Genomic DNA, 15,341 nt, shown 5'->3' with positions numbered 1-15,341 from the left:
ACAACGCGAGGAGAGACTCATGAGCGACCCCACGCACACCGCCCGGCGCACGGTACTGGCGGCGGGCGCGGCCGCCCTGGCCGGCGGCGCGCTGACCGCCTGCGGCAGTGACGGCGAGAAGACCCCCCAGGGAGAGTCGAACGTCTCGGCGTCCGCACCCGCCGCCTCCGCCGCCTCCGGCGCCGCCACCCCGGACTCCGGTTCGACGGGCGCGGACGTCCTCGTCAAGGCCGCGGACGTGCCCAAGGGCGGCGGCACGGTCCTCAAGGAGCAGAAGGTCGTGGTCACCCAGCCCACGGCCGGCTCCTTCCGCTGTTTCACGGCGGTCTGCCCCCACCAGGGCTGCCTGGTGAACAAGGTGGAGAACGGCAGCATCGACTGCCCCTGCCACGGCAGCAAGTTCGCGGTCGCGGACGGCGCGGTGACCAAGGGTCCGGCCACCAAGGGACTGGCCGAGAAGAAGATCAAGGTCGCCGCGGACGGCACTATCTCGCTCGCATAGCGGCAGGTCAGGCGCCTACGCTCACCCCATGGACGATCTGACACTGGTACGGGACCACACGGTCTACCGGTGCGTGATGGGGTCCCGGGCGTTCGGGCTGGCGACGGAGGCGAGCGACACCGACCGGCGCGGTGTCTACCTCGCCCCCGCTCCGCTGTTCTGGCGGTTCGAGAAGCCCCCCACGCACGTGGAGGGCCCTCGGGACGAGGAGTTCTCGTGGGAGCTGGAGCGCTTCTGCGAACTCGCGCTGCGGGCCAACCCGAACGTCCTCGAGTGTCTGCACTCGCCCCTGGTGGACGAGCTCACCCCGGTGGGCGAGGAGCTGCTCTCGCTGCGCGCGGCCTTCCTCTCCCGTCGGGCCCACAGCAGCTTCAGCCGGTACGCGGCCTCCCAGCGCGGCAAACTCCTCGCCGACGTCCGCGTCCACGGCGCCCCGCGCTGGAAGCACGCCATGCACTTGCTGCGCCTGCTGCTGTCCTGCCGCGACCTCCTGCGCACGGGCCGCCTGAGCATCGACGCGGGCCCGTACCGCGACCGCCTCCTGGCCGTCCGCCGCGGGGAGCTCTCCTGGGACGAGGCCGACTCCTGGATGGCGCGCCTCCAGGAGGAGACGGAGACCGCGCTGGCCACCACGTCGCTGCCCGCGGAACCGGACCGCGCCCGCGTCGAGGACTTCCTGGTCCGCGCCCGCCGCGCGTCGGTCGCGTAGCGTCGGTCGCCTCGCGTCGGTCGCCTCGCGTCAGTCGCCTGGCGTCCGGCGCCGTACGACGAACGCGTCGAGGGCCTCGTACGCCGACGCGTGCTCGGGCAGCGCGGAGGCGGACTGCGCCGTGTCCAGCACCGCGTGCAGCGCCTCGAAGTCCGCGCGCACCGAGGCGAGGGCCGGGCCCTCGTAGCCCCCGTGTTCGGCGGCCACCTTGGCCTCGATCAGGGCGGCGAGGTACGGGGGCGCCTCGGGCACCTCGGCGAGCAGGGTCGGCAGGTGCGCCTGCACCGTGCCCGACCGCATCAGGTGGACGCCGGTGAGCAGCGCCCGGAACGCGTAGAGCAGCGGCTTGAGTTCGGCGGACTTCCCGAAGAGCCGCCACTGGGTGCCCGCGAACCCCCGGTAGTGGTGGGCGTGGTGGGAGGTCAGCACGCCCGGGGCCAGCGCGATCAGCTCCTCGTGCGCCGGGGTCGTGTGGACCACGAGCGGGGAGAGCAGCTGCTCCAGGACGTAGCCGTTGCGGTTCAGCATCAGGCGGACGAACTTGCGCAGGTCGTGCGTGACGAGGTCCATCTCCACGTCGTCCCGGTCCCACATGCGGGTACGGGTCTCCTCCGGTTCGCGCAGGCCGAGGAGGGCCTGCGCCGGCAGGAGGTGGGCGCCGCGCAGGTCGATGTCGGAGTCCCGGGACGGGAAGCCGTACAGGTGCGCGCCCGAGACCGTGGCGAAGAGCAGCGGGTCGGGCTGCTCCGCCACGACGGGGGTCAGGTCGATACTCAGTGCGTCCAGCATGGATCAAGCATCCCAGAGGGCGCCGAAGGCCAGGAGTTCGTCCCGGTACTCGATGCGGCCCTCCCATTCCCGGGGCCAGACGTCCGCCCCGAGGTGGGCTCCGGCGAAGGCGCCGGCGAGACAGGCGAGGGAGTCCGAGTCGCCCCTCGTGCAGGCCGCGCGGCGCAGGGCCAGGAGCGGCTCGTCGGGGAAGAGGAGGAAGCACTGGAGGGCGGTGGCGAGGGCCTCCTCCGCGATCCAGCCGTCGCCGGTGCTCAGGCAGGGGTCCGTCTCCGGGGACGGGGAGCGCAGGGCCGCCGCCAGCCGCTCCAGGACCGCCAGGCACTCGTCCCAGCCGCGCGCCGTGAAGGACTCGGGCGAGGCGTCGGAGGCGGTCCGCATCCACAGGTCGCCGAGCCAGCGCTCGTGGTAGCGGGTGCGGTTCTCCAGGGCGTACGAACGCAGCCGACCGACGAGGCCCGTCACCTCGGTGCCCGTGGCGAGCAGGTACACGGCCCGTGCCGTCAGGTCGGAGGCCGCGAGCGCCGTCGGGTGCCCGTGGGTGAGGGCCGCCTGGAGCTGGGCCGCGCCCGCCCGTTCCTCCTCCGTCCAGCCGGGCACCAGCCCGACCGGGGCCACGCGCATGTTCGCGCCGCAGCCCTTGGAGCCGAGCTGGCTGGCGTCCCGCCAGTCCCGTTCGGGCAGGTTCAGGAGGCTGCAGGCCTTGAGGCAGGTGTTCCCCGGCGCCCGGTTGTTCTCCGGGGAGTGGTACCAGTCGACGAACTCCTCGCGGACCGGCCGGGCCAGTCGCGCCGGGCCGACCCGGCCGTGCTCCGCGGCGGTGCGCATGCCGCGCGCGAGGGCGAGGGTCATCTGGGTGTCGTCCGTGACGATCGCCGGGCGCGGGAGCCGCATCTCCCGCCACGAGCCCGTCTTGGCCAGGATCGAGGGCACGTCGTGGAACTCGGTGGGGAAGCCGAGGGCGTCGCCCAGGGCCAGGCCGATCAGGGCGCCCGTCGCGGCTCGCTTCGTCATCGAGTGGGTCCTTCCGGTCGGAGCAGAGGGGGGTGCAGGACGGTCGCCGGACCGGGCCGGTAGAGGGCGGCCGGTTTGCCCCGACCGCCGGTGAGCCGGGCGGCGCCCGGCACGGGCTCGACGAACCCGGGCGTCGTCAGGACCTTGCGGCGGAAGTTGGGGCGGTCGAGGGCGGTGTCCCAGACGGTCTCGTAGACGGCCCGCAGCTCGCCCAGGGTGAACTCCGGCGGGCAGAAGGCGGTGGCCAGGCAGGTGTACTCCAGCTTCGAGCCGATCCGCTCCCGCGCGTCCGCCAGGATCTCGGCGTGGTCGAAGGCCAGGTCCGAGGCCTCTCCCACCGCCAGCCAGCGGGCGTGCGCCGCGTCCCCGCCGCCCTGCGCCGCCGGTTCGGGCAGGTCCGGGACCAGTGCCGTAAAGGCCACCGAGACCACCCGCATCCGCGGGTCCCGGTCCGGTTCGCTGTAGGTGCGCAGCTGTTCCAGGTGGAGCGCGGCCACGACGTCCTCCGGCAGGCCGGTCTCCTCGGCCAGTTCGCGCCGGGCGGCGCTCTCCGCGGACTCCCGCGGCAGGACGAATCCCCCGGGCAGCGCCCAGGACCCCGCGTACGGCTCCTGGCCACGCCGGATCAGCAGGACGTGCAGGGCTCCCTCGCGCACCGTGAAGACGGCCAGGTCGACGGTCACCGCGAACGGCTCGAACGCGGACGGGTCATAGCCGGCCGTCATCGGTTCTCCGGGAGGGGGTCGGTGAAGTGCCAGCCCTCGGCGAGCAGTTCGTCCACGGCCCGGACGGCCGTGTCCAGCCGGGCCGCCCGGTCCCCGCGCACGACGAGGAAACGTCTCCCGGTGCGCTCCAGTTCCGCCCGGAACCGCTCCGTCATCCAGGGCCTGAGCTGCGGTCCGTCGCGCAGCCCGTCGTCCTCGAAGGGCACGTCGGCGTGGTCCGTCAGCAGGTACAGGTCGCGCCGGCGCCGGGCGGCGATCCGCTCGACCTCGGGGTTGCGACCGCCCAGGTACCGCTCGTGCCAGATCCCGGTCGCGAAGGAGTCGGTGTCGCAGAACAGCACCGGGGAGCCGAGCCGGGCGGCCCGTTCCTCGTCGGCGTCCTGCCGGCGGGCGATGACCGGGAACTCCTCCGAGGTGAAGGACACGTCCGCCCAGGAGGCCGCCGGGTCGGCCGCGCGGGCCTGCGCCAGCTTCTGCTCGCTGTACGCGCGCCCGTACTCGGCGACCCAGCCGGTCTTGGCCCAGACGCCGCCGCGCCGCCGGTAGTGGTCCGCCAGGGCCCGCGACAGCGTGGTGGTTCCGGTGGACTCCGCGCCCAGGACGACGACCCGCCGGGTCAGCGCGGCGCGCACGGCCGGCCCGAGGAACTCCCAGGAGCCGACGGGATCCCTGCGCACCGCCGTCCCCGACACCGGGAACAGCGTGCGCTCCCGGTCCACCAGGACCTCCTCGGCGCCGAACCGGCGGGCGAGCTCGCCGCCGTACTCCTCCGAGGTGAACACGGCGTCCACCCGGCCGGGGACCGCGCTGCGGAACACCGCCATGTGGGCCTCCCAGATCGCCGGGTCGTGCAGGTCGACCGGGACGTCGTCGACCGCGCCGACGATCTCGGCCCCGGGGTGCGCCTCGCGCATCCACGCGACCCGGTCGGCCAGCGGGACCGACTCGACGGAGGCCGCGCACACCAGCACGGTCAGCCGCTCGCACTGGTCCTGGGCGGTGCGCACGAGGTGGTGGTGGCCGGCGTGCGGCGGGTAGAACTTGCCGAGGACCAGGCCGTGCCCGTGGCGCCTCACGCCGCCGCCCCCTTCGCCCCCGTCGCGTCCGCCGCGTCCGCCGCGTCCGCCGCCGTACGGACGCCCCGGGCGGGCAGCGAGCGCCGCCAGCCGAGGAGTCCGGCCACGCAGAGCACGAGGAAGCCGGCGTAGAGGACGGCCGTCAGGTGGAGGCCCTTGTAGAGGTAGAGCGGGATGTAGACGAGGTCGGCCGCGATCCACAGCCACCAGGACTCGACGAGCTTGCGGCACTGCCCGTACGTGGCGAGGAGCGAGAGCCCGGTGGTCAGCGCGTCCCAGAACGGGACGGTGGAGTCGGTGGCCCGGCTCAGCAGCAGCGTGAGCCCGAGCACCGTCACCGCCCCCGCCGCGGCGAGCCCGGCCCATTCGGTGCGCGTGGTACGGCGCACCGGCAGGGCCCCGGCGGACCCTGGTCCACCCCCGTGGGTCCAGGACCACCAGCCGTAGGCGGCGAGGGCGATGAAGACGATCTGGAGCCCGGCGTCGGCGTAGAGGCCGGCCTGGGCGAAGAGCACGATGAAGAAGACGTTGTTGGCGATGCCGATCGGCCAGTTGGCGATGTGCTGTCGGGCCACGAGCCAGACGCACAGGGCACCAGTGGCGAACCCGAGTACCTCGGTCCAGCTCATGACGACCCCCTTTAATAGTCATCCTGACTATAAACAGGGCGGGGGTGTCCGGGCAAGGGAAAAGCCCGCAGCGCCGAAGGGCACTGCGGGCTTCCTCGTTCCGGGAGCGGGTGGTCCTACAGACCGACCTCGCGCATCAGCATGCCGACCTCGGTGTTGGTCAGGCGGCGCAGCCAGCCGGACTTCTGGTCGCCGAGCTCGATCGGGCCGAAGGAGGTCCGGACGAGCTTGTCGACGGGGAAGCCCGCCTCGGCCAGCATGCGGCGCACGATGTGCTTGCGGCCCTCGTGGAGGGTCACCTCGACCAGGTAGTTCTTGCCGACCTGGTCGACGACGCGGAAGTTGTCGGCGCGGGCGTACCCGTCCTCCAGCTCGATGCCGTCCTTGAGCCGCTTGCCGATGTCACGCGGCAGCGAGCCGGTGATCGCGGCGACGTACGTCTTCTGCACGCCGTACTTCGGGTGCGTGAGGCGGTGGGCCAGCTCACCGTGGTTGGTGAGCAGGATGATGCCCTCGGTCTCGGTGTCGAGCCGGCCGACGTGGAAGAGACGCGTCTCACGGTTGGTGACGTAGTCGCCGAGGCACTGGCGGCCGTCGGGGTCCTCCATCGTGGAGACGACACCGGCGGGCTTGTTCAGCGCGAAGAACAGGTACGACTGGGTGGCGACGGTCAGACCGTCCACCTTGATCTCGTCCTTCGGCTGGACGCGCTTGCCCTGCTCCAGCACGATCTCGCCGTTGACCTCGACGCGGGCCTGCTCGATGAGCTCCTCGCAGGCGCGGCGCGAGCCCATGCCGGCGCGGGCGAGCACCTTCTGCAGACGCTCACCCTCCTCCTCGGCGCCCGGGAAGGTCTTCGGGGTCTTGATCACGGGCTTGTCGGCGTACCGGTCGCGCACGCGCTCCTCGATCCGCGCGTCCAGCTCGCGCGGGCGGGACTGGCCGCTGCGGCTGCCGGGGCCGCTGCGCGGGCCGCCGGCGCCGCCGATGCCGGGGGTCCTGGAGGTCCGGGGACCGCCCTTGGCGCCACCGCGCGCCGCCGCGCCGCGGGCACCGCCGCCGCCGGCCTTGGGGCCGCTGCGACCGCTGCGCTCACCCTCGGGGCCCACGTCGTAGCGGCGCTCCTCGGGGCGCGGGTTGCGGATCCGCGGCGGCGGGGCCTGGTCGCGGTCGCGGGAGTCCGAGCCACCGCCCTGGTAGCCGCCACCACCCTGGTAGCCGCCGCCGGAGCTGCCGCCGCGGTAACCGCCGCCGCCTCCGGTGGAGCCGCCGCGGGAGCCGCCACCGCGGGGGCCGCCCGAGGAGGAGCCACCGCGGGAGCCGCCGCCGGAGGAGGAGCCGCCGCGGGAGCTGCCACCGCCGGAGGAGCCACCGCGGTAGTTGCCGCCGGAGGAGGAGCCGCCGCGGGAGTTACCGCCGCGCCCGCCACCACCGCCGCCGCCGCTGTTCCTGTTGCCGCCACCGTTGCCGTTGCCGCTGCTTCGCATCAAATGTCCGTCGTCTTGTCGTCTACATCGGTATCCGGAGCATCCGGATCGAACGACGGCACACCTTCTTGCGTCTCGGCTTCGATCGCGTCCGCCTCGGGGAGGAAGGGCGCGAGCTCCGGGAGCTCGTCCAGGCCTCGCAGGCCCATCCGCTCCAGAAAGTAGTTCGTCGTCCTGTATAGGATCGCACCTGTTTCGGGTTCCGTCCCCGCCTCCTCCACCAGACCGCGCTGGAGGAGGGTCCGCATCACCCCGTCGCAGTTGACTCCGCGGACGGCCGAGACCCGCGAGCGGCTCACCGGCTGGCGGTACGCGACGACCGCGAGGGTCTCCAGAGCCGCCTGGGTGAGCCGGGCCTGCTGGCCGTCCAGTACGAAGCCCTCGACGGCCGGGGCGTACTCCGCCCGGGTGTAGAACCGCCAGCCGCCGGCGACCAGCCGCAGCTCGAACCCCCTGCGCGCGGCCGTGTACTCGTCGGCGAGCTCGCGCAGCGCGTCCGCGACCTCGCGCGGGGTCCGCTCCAGCACCTTCGCGAGGTGCGCCTCGGTCGCGGGCTCGTCCACGACCATGAGCACGGCTTCCAGCGCCGGCTTCAGCTCCAGCGCGGCCACCGCGCTCGTCGCTCCGCTGCTCAATCCTTCGCCTCCACGATCTGGTCGAACTCGTCGGTCACGGTCGGCATGCCGTCGCCGTCGCCGCCGCTCCAACGGACGGTGAGCGTCCGCAGGGCCTCCTCCTGGTCGAGGACCACCGCCTTCTCCCGGTAGAGCTCCAGGAGGGCCAGGAAGCGCGCGACGACGGTGAGGGTGTCGGCGGCGTCCTCGGTGAGCTCCTGGAAGGTGGCCTCCCCGCGCGCCTTCAGCATCCGCACCACGAGCCCGGCCTGCTCGCGCACGCTGACGAGGGGCGCGTGGATGTGGTCCACGTACACCTGCGGCTTGGCCTTCGGCTGCATGGCCTTGACGGCGAGGCGGGCGAAGCCTTCGGGCCCGATGCTGATGACGACCTCGGGCAGCAGGTCCGCGTGGTGCGGCTCCAGCCCGACGGTCCTCGGGTACCGCCTGCCCTCGGCCTCGGCCCGCGCCTCGAAGATCTCGGCGATCTGCTTGTACGCGCGGTACTGGAGCAGGCGCGCGAAGAGCAGGTCGCGGGCCTCCAGGAGGGCGAGGTCCGCCTCGTCCTCGACCTCGGCCGCCGGCAGCAGCCGGGCGGCCTTCAGGTCGAGGAGGGTGGCGGCGACGACGAGGAACTCGGTGGTCTGGTCGAGGTCCCAGTCCGGCCCCATGGCCCGGATGTGGGCCATGAACTCGTCCGTGACCTTGGACAGCGCGACCTCGGTGACGTCGAGCTTGTGCCGCGAGATCAGCTGGAGCAGCAGGTCGAAGGGCCCCTCGAAGTTGGCGAGCCGCAACGTGAACCGCCCGTCGCCTCCGGCGGGGCCGGCGGGGACCTCGGCCGTGTCCCCGCCCGAGCCGTCGGCGGCGGGTACGGCGTCGCCTTCCGGCGGGGCGGGGGCGGCCGGGACGGCTGTGGCGGGGCCGTGGGCTTGTACGGGGGCGTGTGCGGGGGCGGGGGGCTTCCGGGCCTCCGCCCCGCCGGGTGGCGCCGCCGGGCGGACAGCGGGCGCCTCAGGGGCTTCGGGGACCGCTCCCGTGTCGGCCGCCTCCGGTGTGCCGGGGCCGCGCCCCAGCGTTCGCCGGGGCGGTCGGCCGGAAGCGGCGGGGAAGGGCATTGCGGTCCAGGTGGTGCGCAGGGGCAGCGGCGGCGGGCTGCGGACAGCCACGAGCAGCCTAGGCCGTCTCTTGGGATCTCGCCCGACCCGCGCCGTGTTGCCCGTACTCGCGCCCCAGCCGCCTCGCACCGCACGGCGGCCGGCCCCTGCGACAAGGCGGGTCACCGTACCCTCGCCGGTAGGGAACGCCACGGGATCCCCGGAAGGGCCTCGCCCTCCCAGCCGGGACCCGGCAGCCGCCAGGCGAGCCCGACATACCCTCGGCGTCCCAGCCGGGCCGGAACCGGCAAGGCGGCCCCGGCAGAGCCTTGGCCGTACCGGCCGGGGGCCGCGAGCGGCAAGACGGGCCCGGGAGGGCCCGGGCCTCCGGGCGAGGCCGGAGCGACAAGACGGCCCGGGAGGCCTCGGCGCCCCCGCCGGGGCCGGTAGCGGCAAGGCGGGCCCGGGATGCCTCGGCGTCAGACCGGGCCCGGAAGCGAGAAGGCGGGCCCGGCAGAGCCTTCAGCGTCGGGCCGGGGGTGGAATCGGCAAGGCGGAGCCGGGAGCGGCAAGGCGGGCCCGGCAGAGCCTTCAGCGTCGGGCCGGGGGCGGAATCGGCAAGGCGGAGCCGGGAGCGGCAAGGCGGGCCCGGCAGAGCCTTCAGCGTCGGGCCCGGGGCGGAATCGGCAAGGCGGAGCCGGGAGCGGCAAGGCGGGCCCGGCAGAGCCTTCGGTGTCCCAGCCGGAGGCCGGTAGCCGCAAGGAGGGCCCGGGATGCCTCGGCGTCAGACCGGGCCCGGAAGCGAGAAGGAGGCCCGGCAGAGACTTCGGCGTACCGGCCGGGGGCCGGGAGCGACGGGCCGAGCCCGGCAGAGACTTTGGCGTTTCAGCCGGAAGTCGGTAGTCGCAAGGAGGGTCCAGGATGCTTCGGCGTACCGGCCGGGGCCCGGGAGCGGCAAGGAGGGACTCGGCGTCCCCGCCGGGCCCGGCACAGACTTCGACGCACCGGCCGGGGCCGGGAAGCGGCGAGGCGGGCCCGGGAGGGGCTGGGCGTCCCGGGCTGGGGCGGGGGCTTTGGGCGGTCAGCGGCCGCGTAGGCGGCGGACCAGGATGCTCGCGTCCCCGCGGGACTCGAGGTCGGCGAGGACCACGGCCACCGCCTCACGGACGATGCGGCCCCGGTCGACCGCCAGCCCGTGCTCCCCGCGCAGCACCAGCCGCGCGTGTTCCAGGTCCATGAGCTCCTCGGCGGAGACGTAGACCGTGATCTTCTCGTCGTGCCGTTCGCGGCCGCTGGGCCGCCGGTTCGCGCCGCGGCCCTGCCCCTTGCCCCGGCGGGTCGCGCCGGTCGGGGCGGCCACCGCCCCGCCGGCCGGGCCGGCGGGGCTGACAGAACCTTCCTGCGGTCGTCGCGGCTGCCCCACGACGGGCCCGCCGGACGCCGTACCGGCCTCAGCCTCCCGGCTGCGGCCCTCCCCCGCGGCGCCCTCGGCCGAACTCGCCGAGTGCTCCGCGACGGGTGCCTCGTCGACCCCGCGCCGCGGCGAGGACGACTGGAGCGCCATCCCCCCGGTCGTACGGAACAGTTCGTCGGCTCCGGGCAGACTCACTCGGCGTGACACCGGGCGAGCACCTCCCTGGCCAGCTGGCGGTAGGCGGCGGCGCCGACGGAGTTGGACGCGTACGTCGTGATCGGCTCACCGGCGACCGTGGTCTCCGGGAAGCGCACCGTGCGGCCGATGACCGTGTGGTAGACGTGGTCGTCGAAGGCCTCGACGACGCGCGCCAGCACCTCACGGCTGTGCACCGTACGGGAGTCGTACATCGTGGCGAGGATGCCGTCGAGCTCCAGGTCGGGGTTGAGCCGCTCCTGCACCTTCTCGATGGTCTCGGTCAGCAGCGCCACGCCGCGCAGCGCGAAGAACTCGCACTCCAGCGGGACGATGACCTTGTGAGCCGCCGTCAGGGCGTTCACGGTCAGCAGACCGAGCGAGGGCTGACAGTCGATCACGATGTAGTCGTAGTCGGCCATCAGGGGCTTCAGGGCCCGCTGCAGGGTGGACTCGCGCGCGACCTCACTGACCAACTGCACTTCCGCAGCGGACAGGTCGATGTTGCTCGGCAGCAGGTCCATGTTGGGGACCGCCGTCTTGAGCAGCACCTCGTCGGCCGACATGCCCCGCTCCATGAGCAGGTTGTAGACCGTCAGGTCGAGTTCCATCGGGTTCACGCCGAGACCCACGGACAGCGCGCCCTGCGGGTCGAAGTCGACAAGCAGCACGCGGCGCCCGTACTCGGCGAGCGCGGCACCCAGGTTGATGGTCGACGTGGTCTTGCCCACGCCGCCCTTCTGGTTGCACATCGCGATGATCTTCGCCGGACCGTGGTCGGTCAGCGGACCCGGGATCGGGAAGTACGGGAGCGGGCGTCCGGTCGGGCCGATCCGCTCACGGCGCTGGCGGGCAGCGTCGGGGGCGAGGGTGGCCGCGTACTCGGGGTCCGGTTCGTACTCCGCGTCGGGGTCGTAGAAGTGCCCTTCGGGCACGTTGTCGTAGTCGGCGAAACCAGTGGGCTTTTCGCCGCTCAGGTCGCCGGCCCTGGAGTTCACGTCTAGGCCGTCCATGCTCTTTTGGGGCGTCGTCATGTGCTGGTGGTTTGCGAAGGTGCGTACCGCGACGGAGCCGACGGCTTCGAGCCCGGCAGGGCCTTGGCCCCGCTCGGGCATCCCTGCTCGACCACCCCCAGGGGCAAATGTCGACTCATTCACAAGTCGTCTTACCTCCTCGGACGTGACCAGGACACTTATCGATAGGTCAGCGTGGCACCATGCCGACGGTTGGCGACTCTATGGCGTGTCACCACTCAGCGGCAACACAATCCGCCGGACCCGGCACGATGTGTCGGCAACCGAACACCACTCTGTCAAGGGCGTGCGAGCTGTCGCTGCGAAGTTTCGCGGGTGTGCGAAAGGGTTAAAGGGTTACGTTCGAGGCGAGTTGAGCGGGGTCTCCGGGCATGCCTCAAACGCGTCCGGCCGGACCTTGCGGGCAAGGTCCGGCCGGATACGTGAGATTGACGTCAGTCGTTGACGCGTCAGCCGAGGAGCGTGCTCAGCTCAACGGTCTCGAGACCGTGGGCCTCGGCGACCGGACCGTAAACGACCTGGCCGTCATGGGTGTTGAGGCCCAGACCGAGCGCGGGGTCACGACGCAGCGCCTCGACCCAGCCGAGGTTCGCGAGCTGCACGATGTAGGGCAGCGTGGCGTTGGTCAGCGCGTAGGTGGAGGTGTTCGGCACCGCACCCGGCATGTTGGCGACGCAGTAGAAGACCGAGTTGTGGACCCGGAAGGTCGGCTCGGCGTGGGTGGTCGGACGGGAGTCCTCGAAGCAGCCACCCTGGTCGATCGCAATGTCGACAAGTACACTTCCGGGCTTCATCTTGGCGACGAGCTCGTTGGTGACCAGCTTCGGGGCCTTCGCACCCGGGATCAGCACCGCGCCGATGACGAGGTCGGCCTCGACGACGGCCTTCTCCAGCTCGTAGGCGTTGGAGACGATCGTCTTGATCTTCGTACCGAAGATCTTGTCGGCCTCGCGGAGCTTGTTGATGTCGCGGTCGAGCAGGGTCACGTGGAAGCCCATGCCGATGGCGATCTGCGCGGCGTTCCAGCCGGAGACGCCGCCGCCGATGACCACGCACTCACCGGCGTGGGTGCCGGGGACGCCGCCCGGGAGCACGCCGCGGCCGCCGGCCGAGCGCATCAGGTGGTAGGCGCCGACCTGCGGGGCCAGCCGGCCCGCGACCTCGGACATCGGGGCGAGCAGCGGCAGCGCGCGGTTGGCGAGCTCGACCGTCTCGTACGCGATGGCGGTGGTGCCGGACTCCAGCAGGGCGTCCGTGCACTCGCGGGAGGCCGCCAGGTGCAGGTAGGTGAAGAGGGTCTGGTCCTTGCGGAGGCGGTGGTACTCCTCCGCGATCGGCTCCTTGACCTTCAGCAGCAGGTCGGCGGTGGCCCAGACCTCGTCGGCGGTGCCGAGGATCTCCGCACCGGCCGAGACGTACTCGGCGTCCGTGATCGAGGAGCCGACACCGGCGTTCTGCTCGACGAAGACCTGGTGGCCGTTGCGGACCAGCTCATGCACGCCGGCGGGCGTGATGGCGACCCGGAACTCGTTGTTCTTGACCTCGCGGGGGATGCCGACCTTCATCGTCGATCACGGTCCTTGGCTCAGGGGATTTTTCGGGGCACTTCCATACATACCCGCCCACAAGAACGCGCAACGGGATGCACCACGGGATGTCGTGGTGAAGCCAGTCTAATGAAGGACGACGCGCTGTCTAGCCTTGCAAACAAATAATCTCAGTCGATATCACTGCGGATTTCGCAGGCTGCGGGGTCGTCGCCCAGCAATCTGTCGGCTGCGGAGCGGTGCAGCCTGGCGGCCGCGGGGTCTCCCAGTCGGTCCAGCGTGTCGGCCAGCCGCACCTGCAGCGCGGCCTGAAGCCGCTGGTCGCCGGCCCTGCGCGCGAGCTCCACCGCCTCCCGGCAGGTGTGCAGGGATTCCTCGGGCCGTCCCGCGTACTCCTGGACCCGCGCCATCTCGCTCAACGCCTTTGCCTGCCCCGGCACATCTGCCAGTTTCCGGTAGCCCGCGGCGGCCGCCCGCCAGCTGCGCAGCGCGTCCCCGTACCGGCCCGCGTAGGTGTGCACGTTCCCCAGCCGCCCGTACAGCCGGGCCTCGTCCGCGCGCTCCCCCCGCGCGAGGGCCTGGGAGAGGGCCCGGCCGAACCAGTCGGCGGCCCGGTGCCAGTCCGCCAGCTCCTGGTACGCGCCGCCTACGGATTCCATCGCGCGGCTGGTCGCGTACGGGTCCCCGGCGGCCTTTCCCGCGACCAGCGCGGCCCGGTAGCGCTCCAGGGCCTCGTGGGTCCGGCCGGTCTCGGCGTCCAGATCGGCCAGGTTCAGCAGCGCGGCGGCCTGCTCGCGGTGCAGCCCGCGGCGCTCCGCCACGCCCAGGACCAGCCGGTGCAGACCGTAGAGCTCGGGGGCGGCCCCGGCGGTGCCGCGGTGCTCGGCGAGGGCCCGGACGAGGGCGGCGACCAGCCGGCGGGCCAGGGTGTCCAGCTCCCCGTCGGCCACGGCCAGCGAGGCGGCCGCGCAGAGGGCGGGCAGCCGGGTGTCCAGCCAGGTGGCGGCGGCCCGCCGGTCCGGGAAGCGCAGGGCGCGCGGCAGGCCGTCCAGCACCTCCCGGACCTCCTCCTCGTCCGCCGAGGCCATCGCCCCGCAGGAGTGCAGCAGCCGGACCGTGCGCTCCAGCATCCGGGCCCGGGCCAGCTGGACCTCGGCGGGCCGCTCCTTGGCCTCCAGCAGGGCCTGCAGCATGGGGGCGAGGCAGCCGGGCAGCAGGAACAGTCCGTCGTGCGCGCCCTGTACGAGTCCCAGCCCGGCGAAATCGTCCAGCGTGGCCTGGGCCCCGGCCACGGAGCAGCCGGCGAGGGCGGAGACGGTGTGCGAGTCGACGAGGCCGGCCGGGGCCAGCGGCAGCAGCCGCAGGGTCCGCTGGGCGGGCTGCGGCAGGGACTCGTAGACGAGCCGGAAACACCGGGCGAGCGGGCCGCCGACGAGGGCCGGCATCTCGTGCAGCTGCTTGGCCACATCGGCGACGGAGGCCTTGGGCCGGGCGGCGAGCCACCCGCCGACGAGGCGGAGCGCCGCGGGCTGGCCCCCGCACTCCTCGGCGAGGGCGTCGGCGGCCCGGGGGTCGGCGGTGACGCGGGTGTCGCCGATGTGCTGGGCGAGCAGCTCCACGGCGGAAGGCGTGTCGAGCCCGCCGAGGGTGCAGGGCCGCACGTCCGGGATCCCCGTGAGGGGGCCCTCGGCGGTGACCACGACGAGGCACTCGGGGGTGTCCGGCAGCAGGGCGTCGACCTGGTGCGGATCGGCGGCGTCGTCGACCAGGATGATCACCCGTCGGCCGTCGAGCGCGGTGCGCAGGGCCGAGCTCAGCTCGTCCTCGCCGGCTCCGGGCGGGGTGGGCATGCCGAGCGCTTCCAGCAGGCCCCGGACGGCGCGCTCGGTGTCCACCGTCTCCCCTCCGGGGAGGACGAGCCGGGTCCGGAGCACTCCGCCGGGGTACTCGTCCGCCACCTCGCGCACGAACGCCTCGGCGAGGGCCGTCCGCCCGGAGCCCGGCCGCCCGGCGACGAGCAGCACCCTCGCCCGGGGCGCCTTGGCCTTGCGGCCGGAGAGGGTGTCGAGCCCGGTCCGTGCGATGTCCTCGCGCAGCTCCTTGAGCTCACGCCGCCGCCCGACGAAATCCGTCACGGATCCGCTCCTCTCCCTGCCTTCGGATGGCGAGCGTAGTTCACGCAGAGCGACGACCCGTGTGGAGCGCGGCGGGCAAATCCCCCAATCGGATCAGCGGATGGTCCTCTTTTTCACGCGCCGCTCGCGCGGACTCGGCCCCGGGGGCCTCCCCGGCTTCGCCCCGCTCCGCCGGACTCCGTCCGTCGTGCCCTCGTGCGGGGCTTCGGGGCGCGCTCGGGCCGTCCGCCGCCTGCGGGCCCGCCGCTGCGCGGAGCCGTCCCCTCCCCGCCCTTCGTCCATTCCCCGGCCTCCGCCCGGACCCGCGCCTCAATCGCCGGCGGGGCTCACATCCCGGCGCTCCGCGCCCGCGCCTCCCTCGCCGGCGAGGCTGG

Annotated in this window: 14 protein-coding genes; 2 read left to right on the top strand and 12 right to left on the bottom strand. The window is 73.3% G+C overall.

Going from position 1 to position 15,341, the window contains the following annotated elements:
• Positions 1 to 19: 19 nt before the first annotated feature.
• Positions 20 to 502 carry a Rieske (2Fe-2S) protein gene (locus ACFYP3_RS27260; protein ID WP_388837686.1) on the top strand — a complete coding sequence of 161 codons (483 nt, stop codon included), beginning with the start codon at positions 20 to 22 and terminating at the stop codon, positions 500 to 502.
• 28 nt (positions 503 to 530) lie between these two features.
• On the top strand, positions 531 to 1,211 hold the full coding sequence (locus tag ACFYP3_RS27255) for a DNA polymerase beta superfamily protein (protein ID WP_388837683.1): 681 nt from the start codon (positions 531 to 533) through the stop codon (positions 1,209 to 1,211).
• 30 nt (positions 1,212 to 1,241) lie between these two features.
• Here the strand turns inward: ACFYP3_RS27255 and ACFYP3_RS27250 are convergent, their stop codons facing one another.
• The 12 genes from ACFYP3_RS27250 to ACFYP3_RS27195 form a co-directional block, all read right to left on the bottom strand.
• A complete protein-coding gene (locus ACFYP3_RS27250) occupies positions 1,242 to 2,000 on the bottom strand; it encodes a DNA polymerase beta superfamily protein (protein WP_388837680.1) in 759 nt (252 codons plus the stop codon).
• A gap of 3 nt (positions 2,001 to 2,003) precedes the next feature.
• Positions 2,004 to 3,014, bottom strand: a complete 1,011-nt coding sequence (locus tag ACFYP3_RS27245) for an ADP-ribosylglycohydrolase family protein (RefSeq protein WP_388837677.1) — start codon at positions 3,012 to 3,014, stop codon at positions 2,004 to 2,006.
• Entirely contained in the window at positions 3,011 to 3,739 is a 729-nt protein-coding gene (locus tag ACFYP3_RS27240) for an NUDIX domain-containing protein (RefSeq protein ID WP_388837674.1), read from the bottom strand. Before ACFYP3_RS27240 ends, ACFYP3_RS27245 begins: the two co-directional genes overlap by 4 nt.
• Positions 3,736 to 4,815: an AAA family ATPase gene (locus tag ACFYP3_RS27235; protein ID WP_388837671.1), complete on the bottom strand. Its 1,080-nt coding sequence runs from the start codon at positions 4,813 to 4,815 to the stop codon at positions 3,736 to 3,738. The genes ACFYP3_RS27240 and ACFYP3_RS27235 overlap by 4 nt, the downstream gene beginning before the upstream one ends.
• Positions 4,812 to 5,444, bottom strand: coding sequence for a nicotinamide riboside transporter PnuC (gene pnuC / locus ACFYP3_RS27230; RefSeq protein WP_388837668.1), 633 nt, complete (start codon positions 5,442 to 5,444; stop codon positions 4,812 to 4,814). The genes ACFYP3_RS27235 and pnuC overlap by 4 nt, the downstream gene beginning before the upstream one ends.
• A gap of 116 nt (positions 5,445 to 5,560) precedes the next feature.
• A complete protein-coding gene (locus ACFYP3_RS27225; RefSeq protein ID WP_388837665.1) occupies positions 5,561 to 6,931 on the bottom strand; it encodes a pseudouridine synthase in 1,371 nt (456 codons plus the stop codon).
• The gene (scpB, locus tag ACFYP3_RS27220; RefSeq protein WP_388837662.1) at positions 6,931 to 7,566 is read right to left on the bottom strand and encodes an SMC-Scp complex subunit ScpB; all 636 of its coding nucleotides are present in this window, start codon (positions 7,564 to 7,566) and stop codon (positions 6,931 to 6,933) included. Before scpB ends, ACFYP3_RS27225 begins: the two co-directional genes overlap by 1 nt.
• A complete protein-coding gene (locus ACFYP3_RS27215) occupies positions 7,563 to 8,663 on the bottom strand; it encodes a segregation and condensation protein A (protein WP_388837789.1) in 1,101 nt (366 codons plus the stop codon). Before ACFYP3_RS27215 ends, scpB begins: the two co-directional genes overlap by 4 nt.
• 1,060 nt (positions 8,664 to 9,723) lie before the next feature.
• Complete coding sequence (locus ACFYP3_RS27210) at positions 9,724 to 10,263, bottom strand: hypothetical protein (RefSeq protein ID WP_362858638.1); 540 nt, start codon at positions 10,261 to 10,263, stop codon at positions 9,724 to 9,726.
• Positions 10,248 to 11,366: a ParA family protein gene (locus ACFYP3_RS27205; RefSeq protein ID WP_388837658.1), complete on the bottom strand. Its 1,119-nt coding sequence runs from the start codon at positions 11,364 to 11,366 to the stop codon at positions 10,248 to 10,250. Before ACFYP3_RS27205 ends, ACFYP3_RS27210 begins: the two co-directional genes overlap by 16 nt.
• A gap of 368 nt (positions 11,367 to 11,734) precedes the next feature.
• On the bottom strand, positions 11,735 to 12,850 hold the full coding sequence (ald, locus tag ACFYP3_RS27200) for an alanine dehydrogenase (RefSeq protein ID WP_388837655.1): 1,116 nt from the start codon (positions 12,848 to 12,850) through the stop codon (positions 11,735 to 11,737).
• Positions 12,851 to 13,002: 152 nt separating this feature from the next.
• The gene (locus tag ACFYP3_RS27195; protein WP_388837653.1) at positions 13,003 to 14,967 is read right to left on the bottom strand and encodes an NB-ARC domain-containing protein; all 1,965 of its coding nucleotides are present in this window, start codon (positions 14,965 to 14,967) and stop codon (positions 13,003 to 13,005) included.
• Positions 14,968 to 15,341: the final 374 nt, after the last annotated feature.

Origin of the sequence: Streptomyces sp. NPDC005533, assembly GCF_042871845.1 — a bacterium.
GTDB lineage: Bacteria > Actinomycetota > Actinomycetes > Streptomycetales > Streptomycetaceae > Streptomyces.
This window is presented reverse-complemented; position numbering and strand designations above follow the sequence as displayed.

Excerpts from the sequence above, each read along its gene's own strand:
- pnuC (WP_388837668.1), bottom strand. The coding sequence starts at position 5,444 with ATGAGCTGGACCGAGGTACTCGGGTTCGCCACTGGTGCCCTGTGCGTC.
- ACFYP3_RS27250 (WP_388837680.1), bottom strand. The coding sequence starts at position 2,000 with ATGCTGGACGCACTGAGTATCGACCTGACCCCCGTCGTGGCGGAGCAG.
- ACFYP3_RS27245 (WP_388837677.1), bottom strand. The coding sequence starts at position 3,014 with ATGACGAAGCGAGCCGCGACGGGCGCCCTGATCGGCCTGGCCCTGGGC.
- ACFYP3_RS27225 (WP_388837665.1), bottom strand. The coding sequence starts at position 6,931 with ATGCGAAGCAGCGGCAACGGCAACGGTGGCGGCAACAGGAACAGCGGC.
- ald (WP_388837655.1), bottom strand. The coding sequence starts at position 12,850 with ATGAAGGTCGGCATCCCCCGCGAGGTCAAGAACAACGAGTTCCGGGTC.
- ACFYP3_RS27260 (WP_388837686.1), top strand. The coding sequence starts at position 20 with ATGAGCGACCCCACGCACACCGCCCGGCGCACGGTACTGGCGGCGGGC.
- ACFYP3_RS27255 (WP_388837683.1), top strand. The coding sequence starts at position 531 with ATGGACGATCTGACACTGGTACGGGACCACACGGTCTACCGGTGCGTG.
- ACFYP3_RS27240 (WP_388837674.1), bottom strand. The coding sequence starts at position 3,739 with ATGACGGCCGGCTATGACCCGTCCGCGTTCGAGCCGTTCGCGGTGACC.
- ACFYP3_RS27205 (WP_388837658.1), bottom strand. The coding sequence starts at position 11,366 with ATGCCCGAGCGGGGCCAAGGCCCTGCCGGGCTCGAAGCCGTCGGCTCC.
- ACFYP3_RS27215 (WP_388837789.1), bottom strand. The coding sequence starts at position 8,663 with ATGCCCTTCCCCGCCGCTTCCGGCCGACCGCCCCGGCGAACGCTGGGG.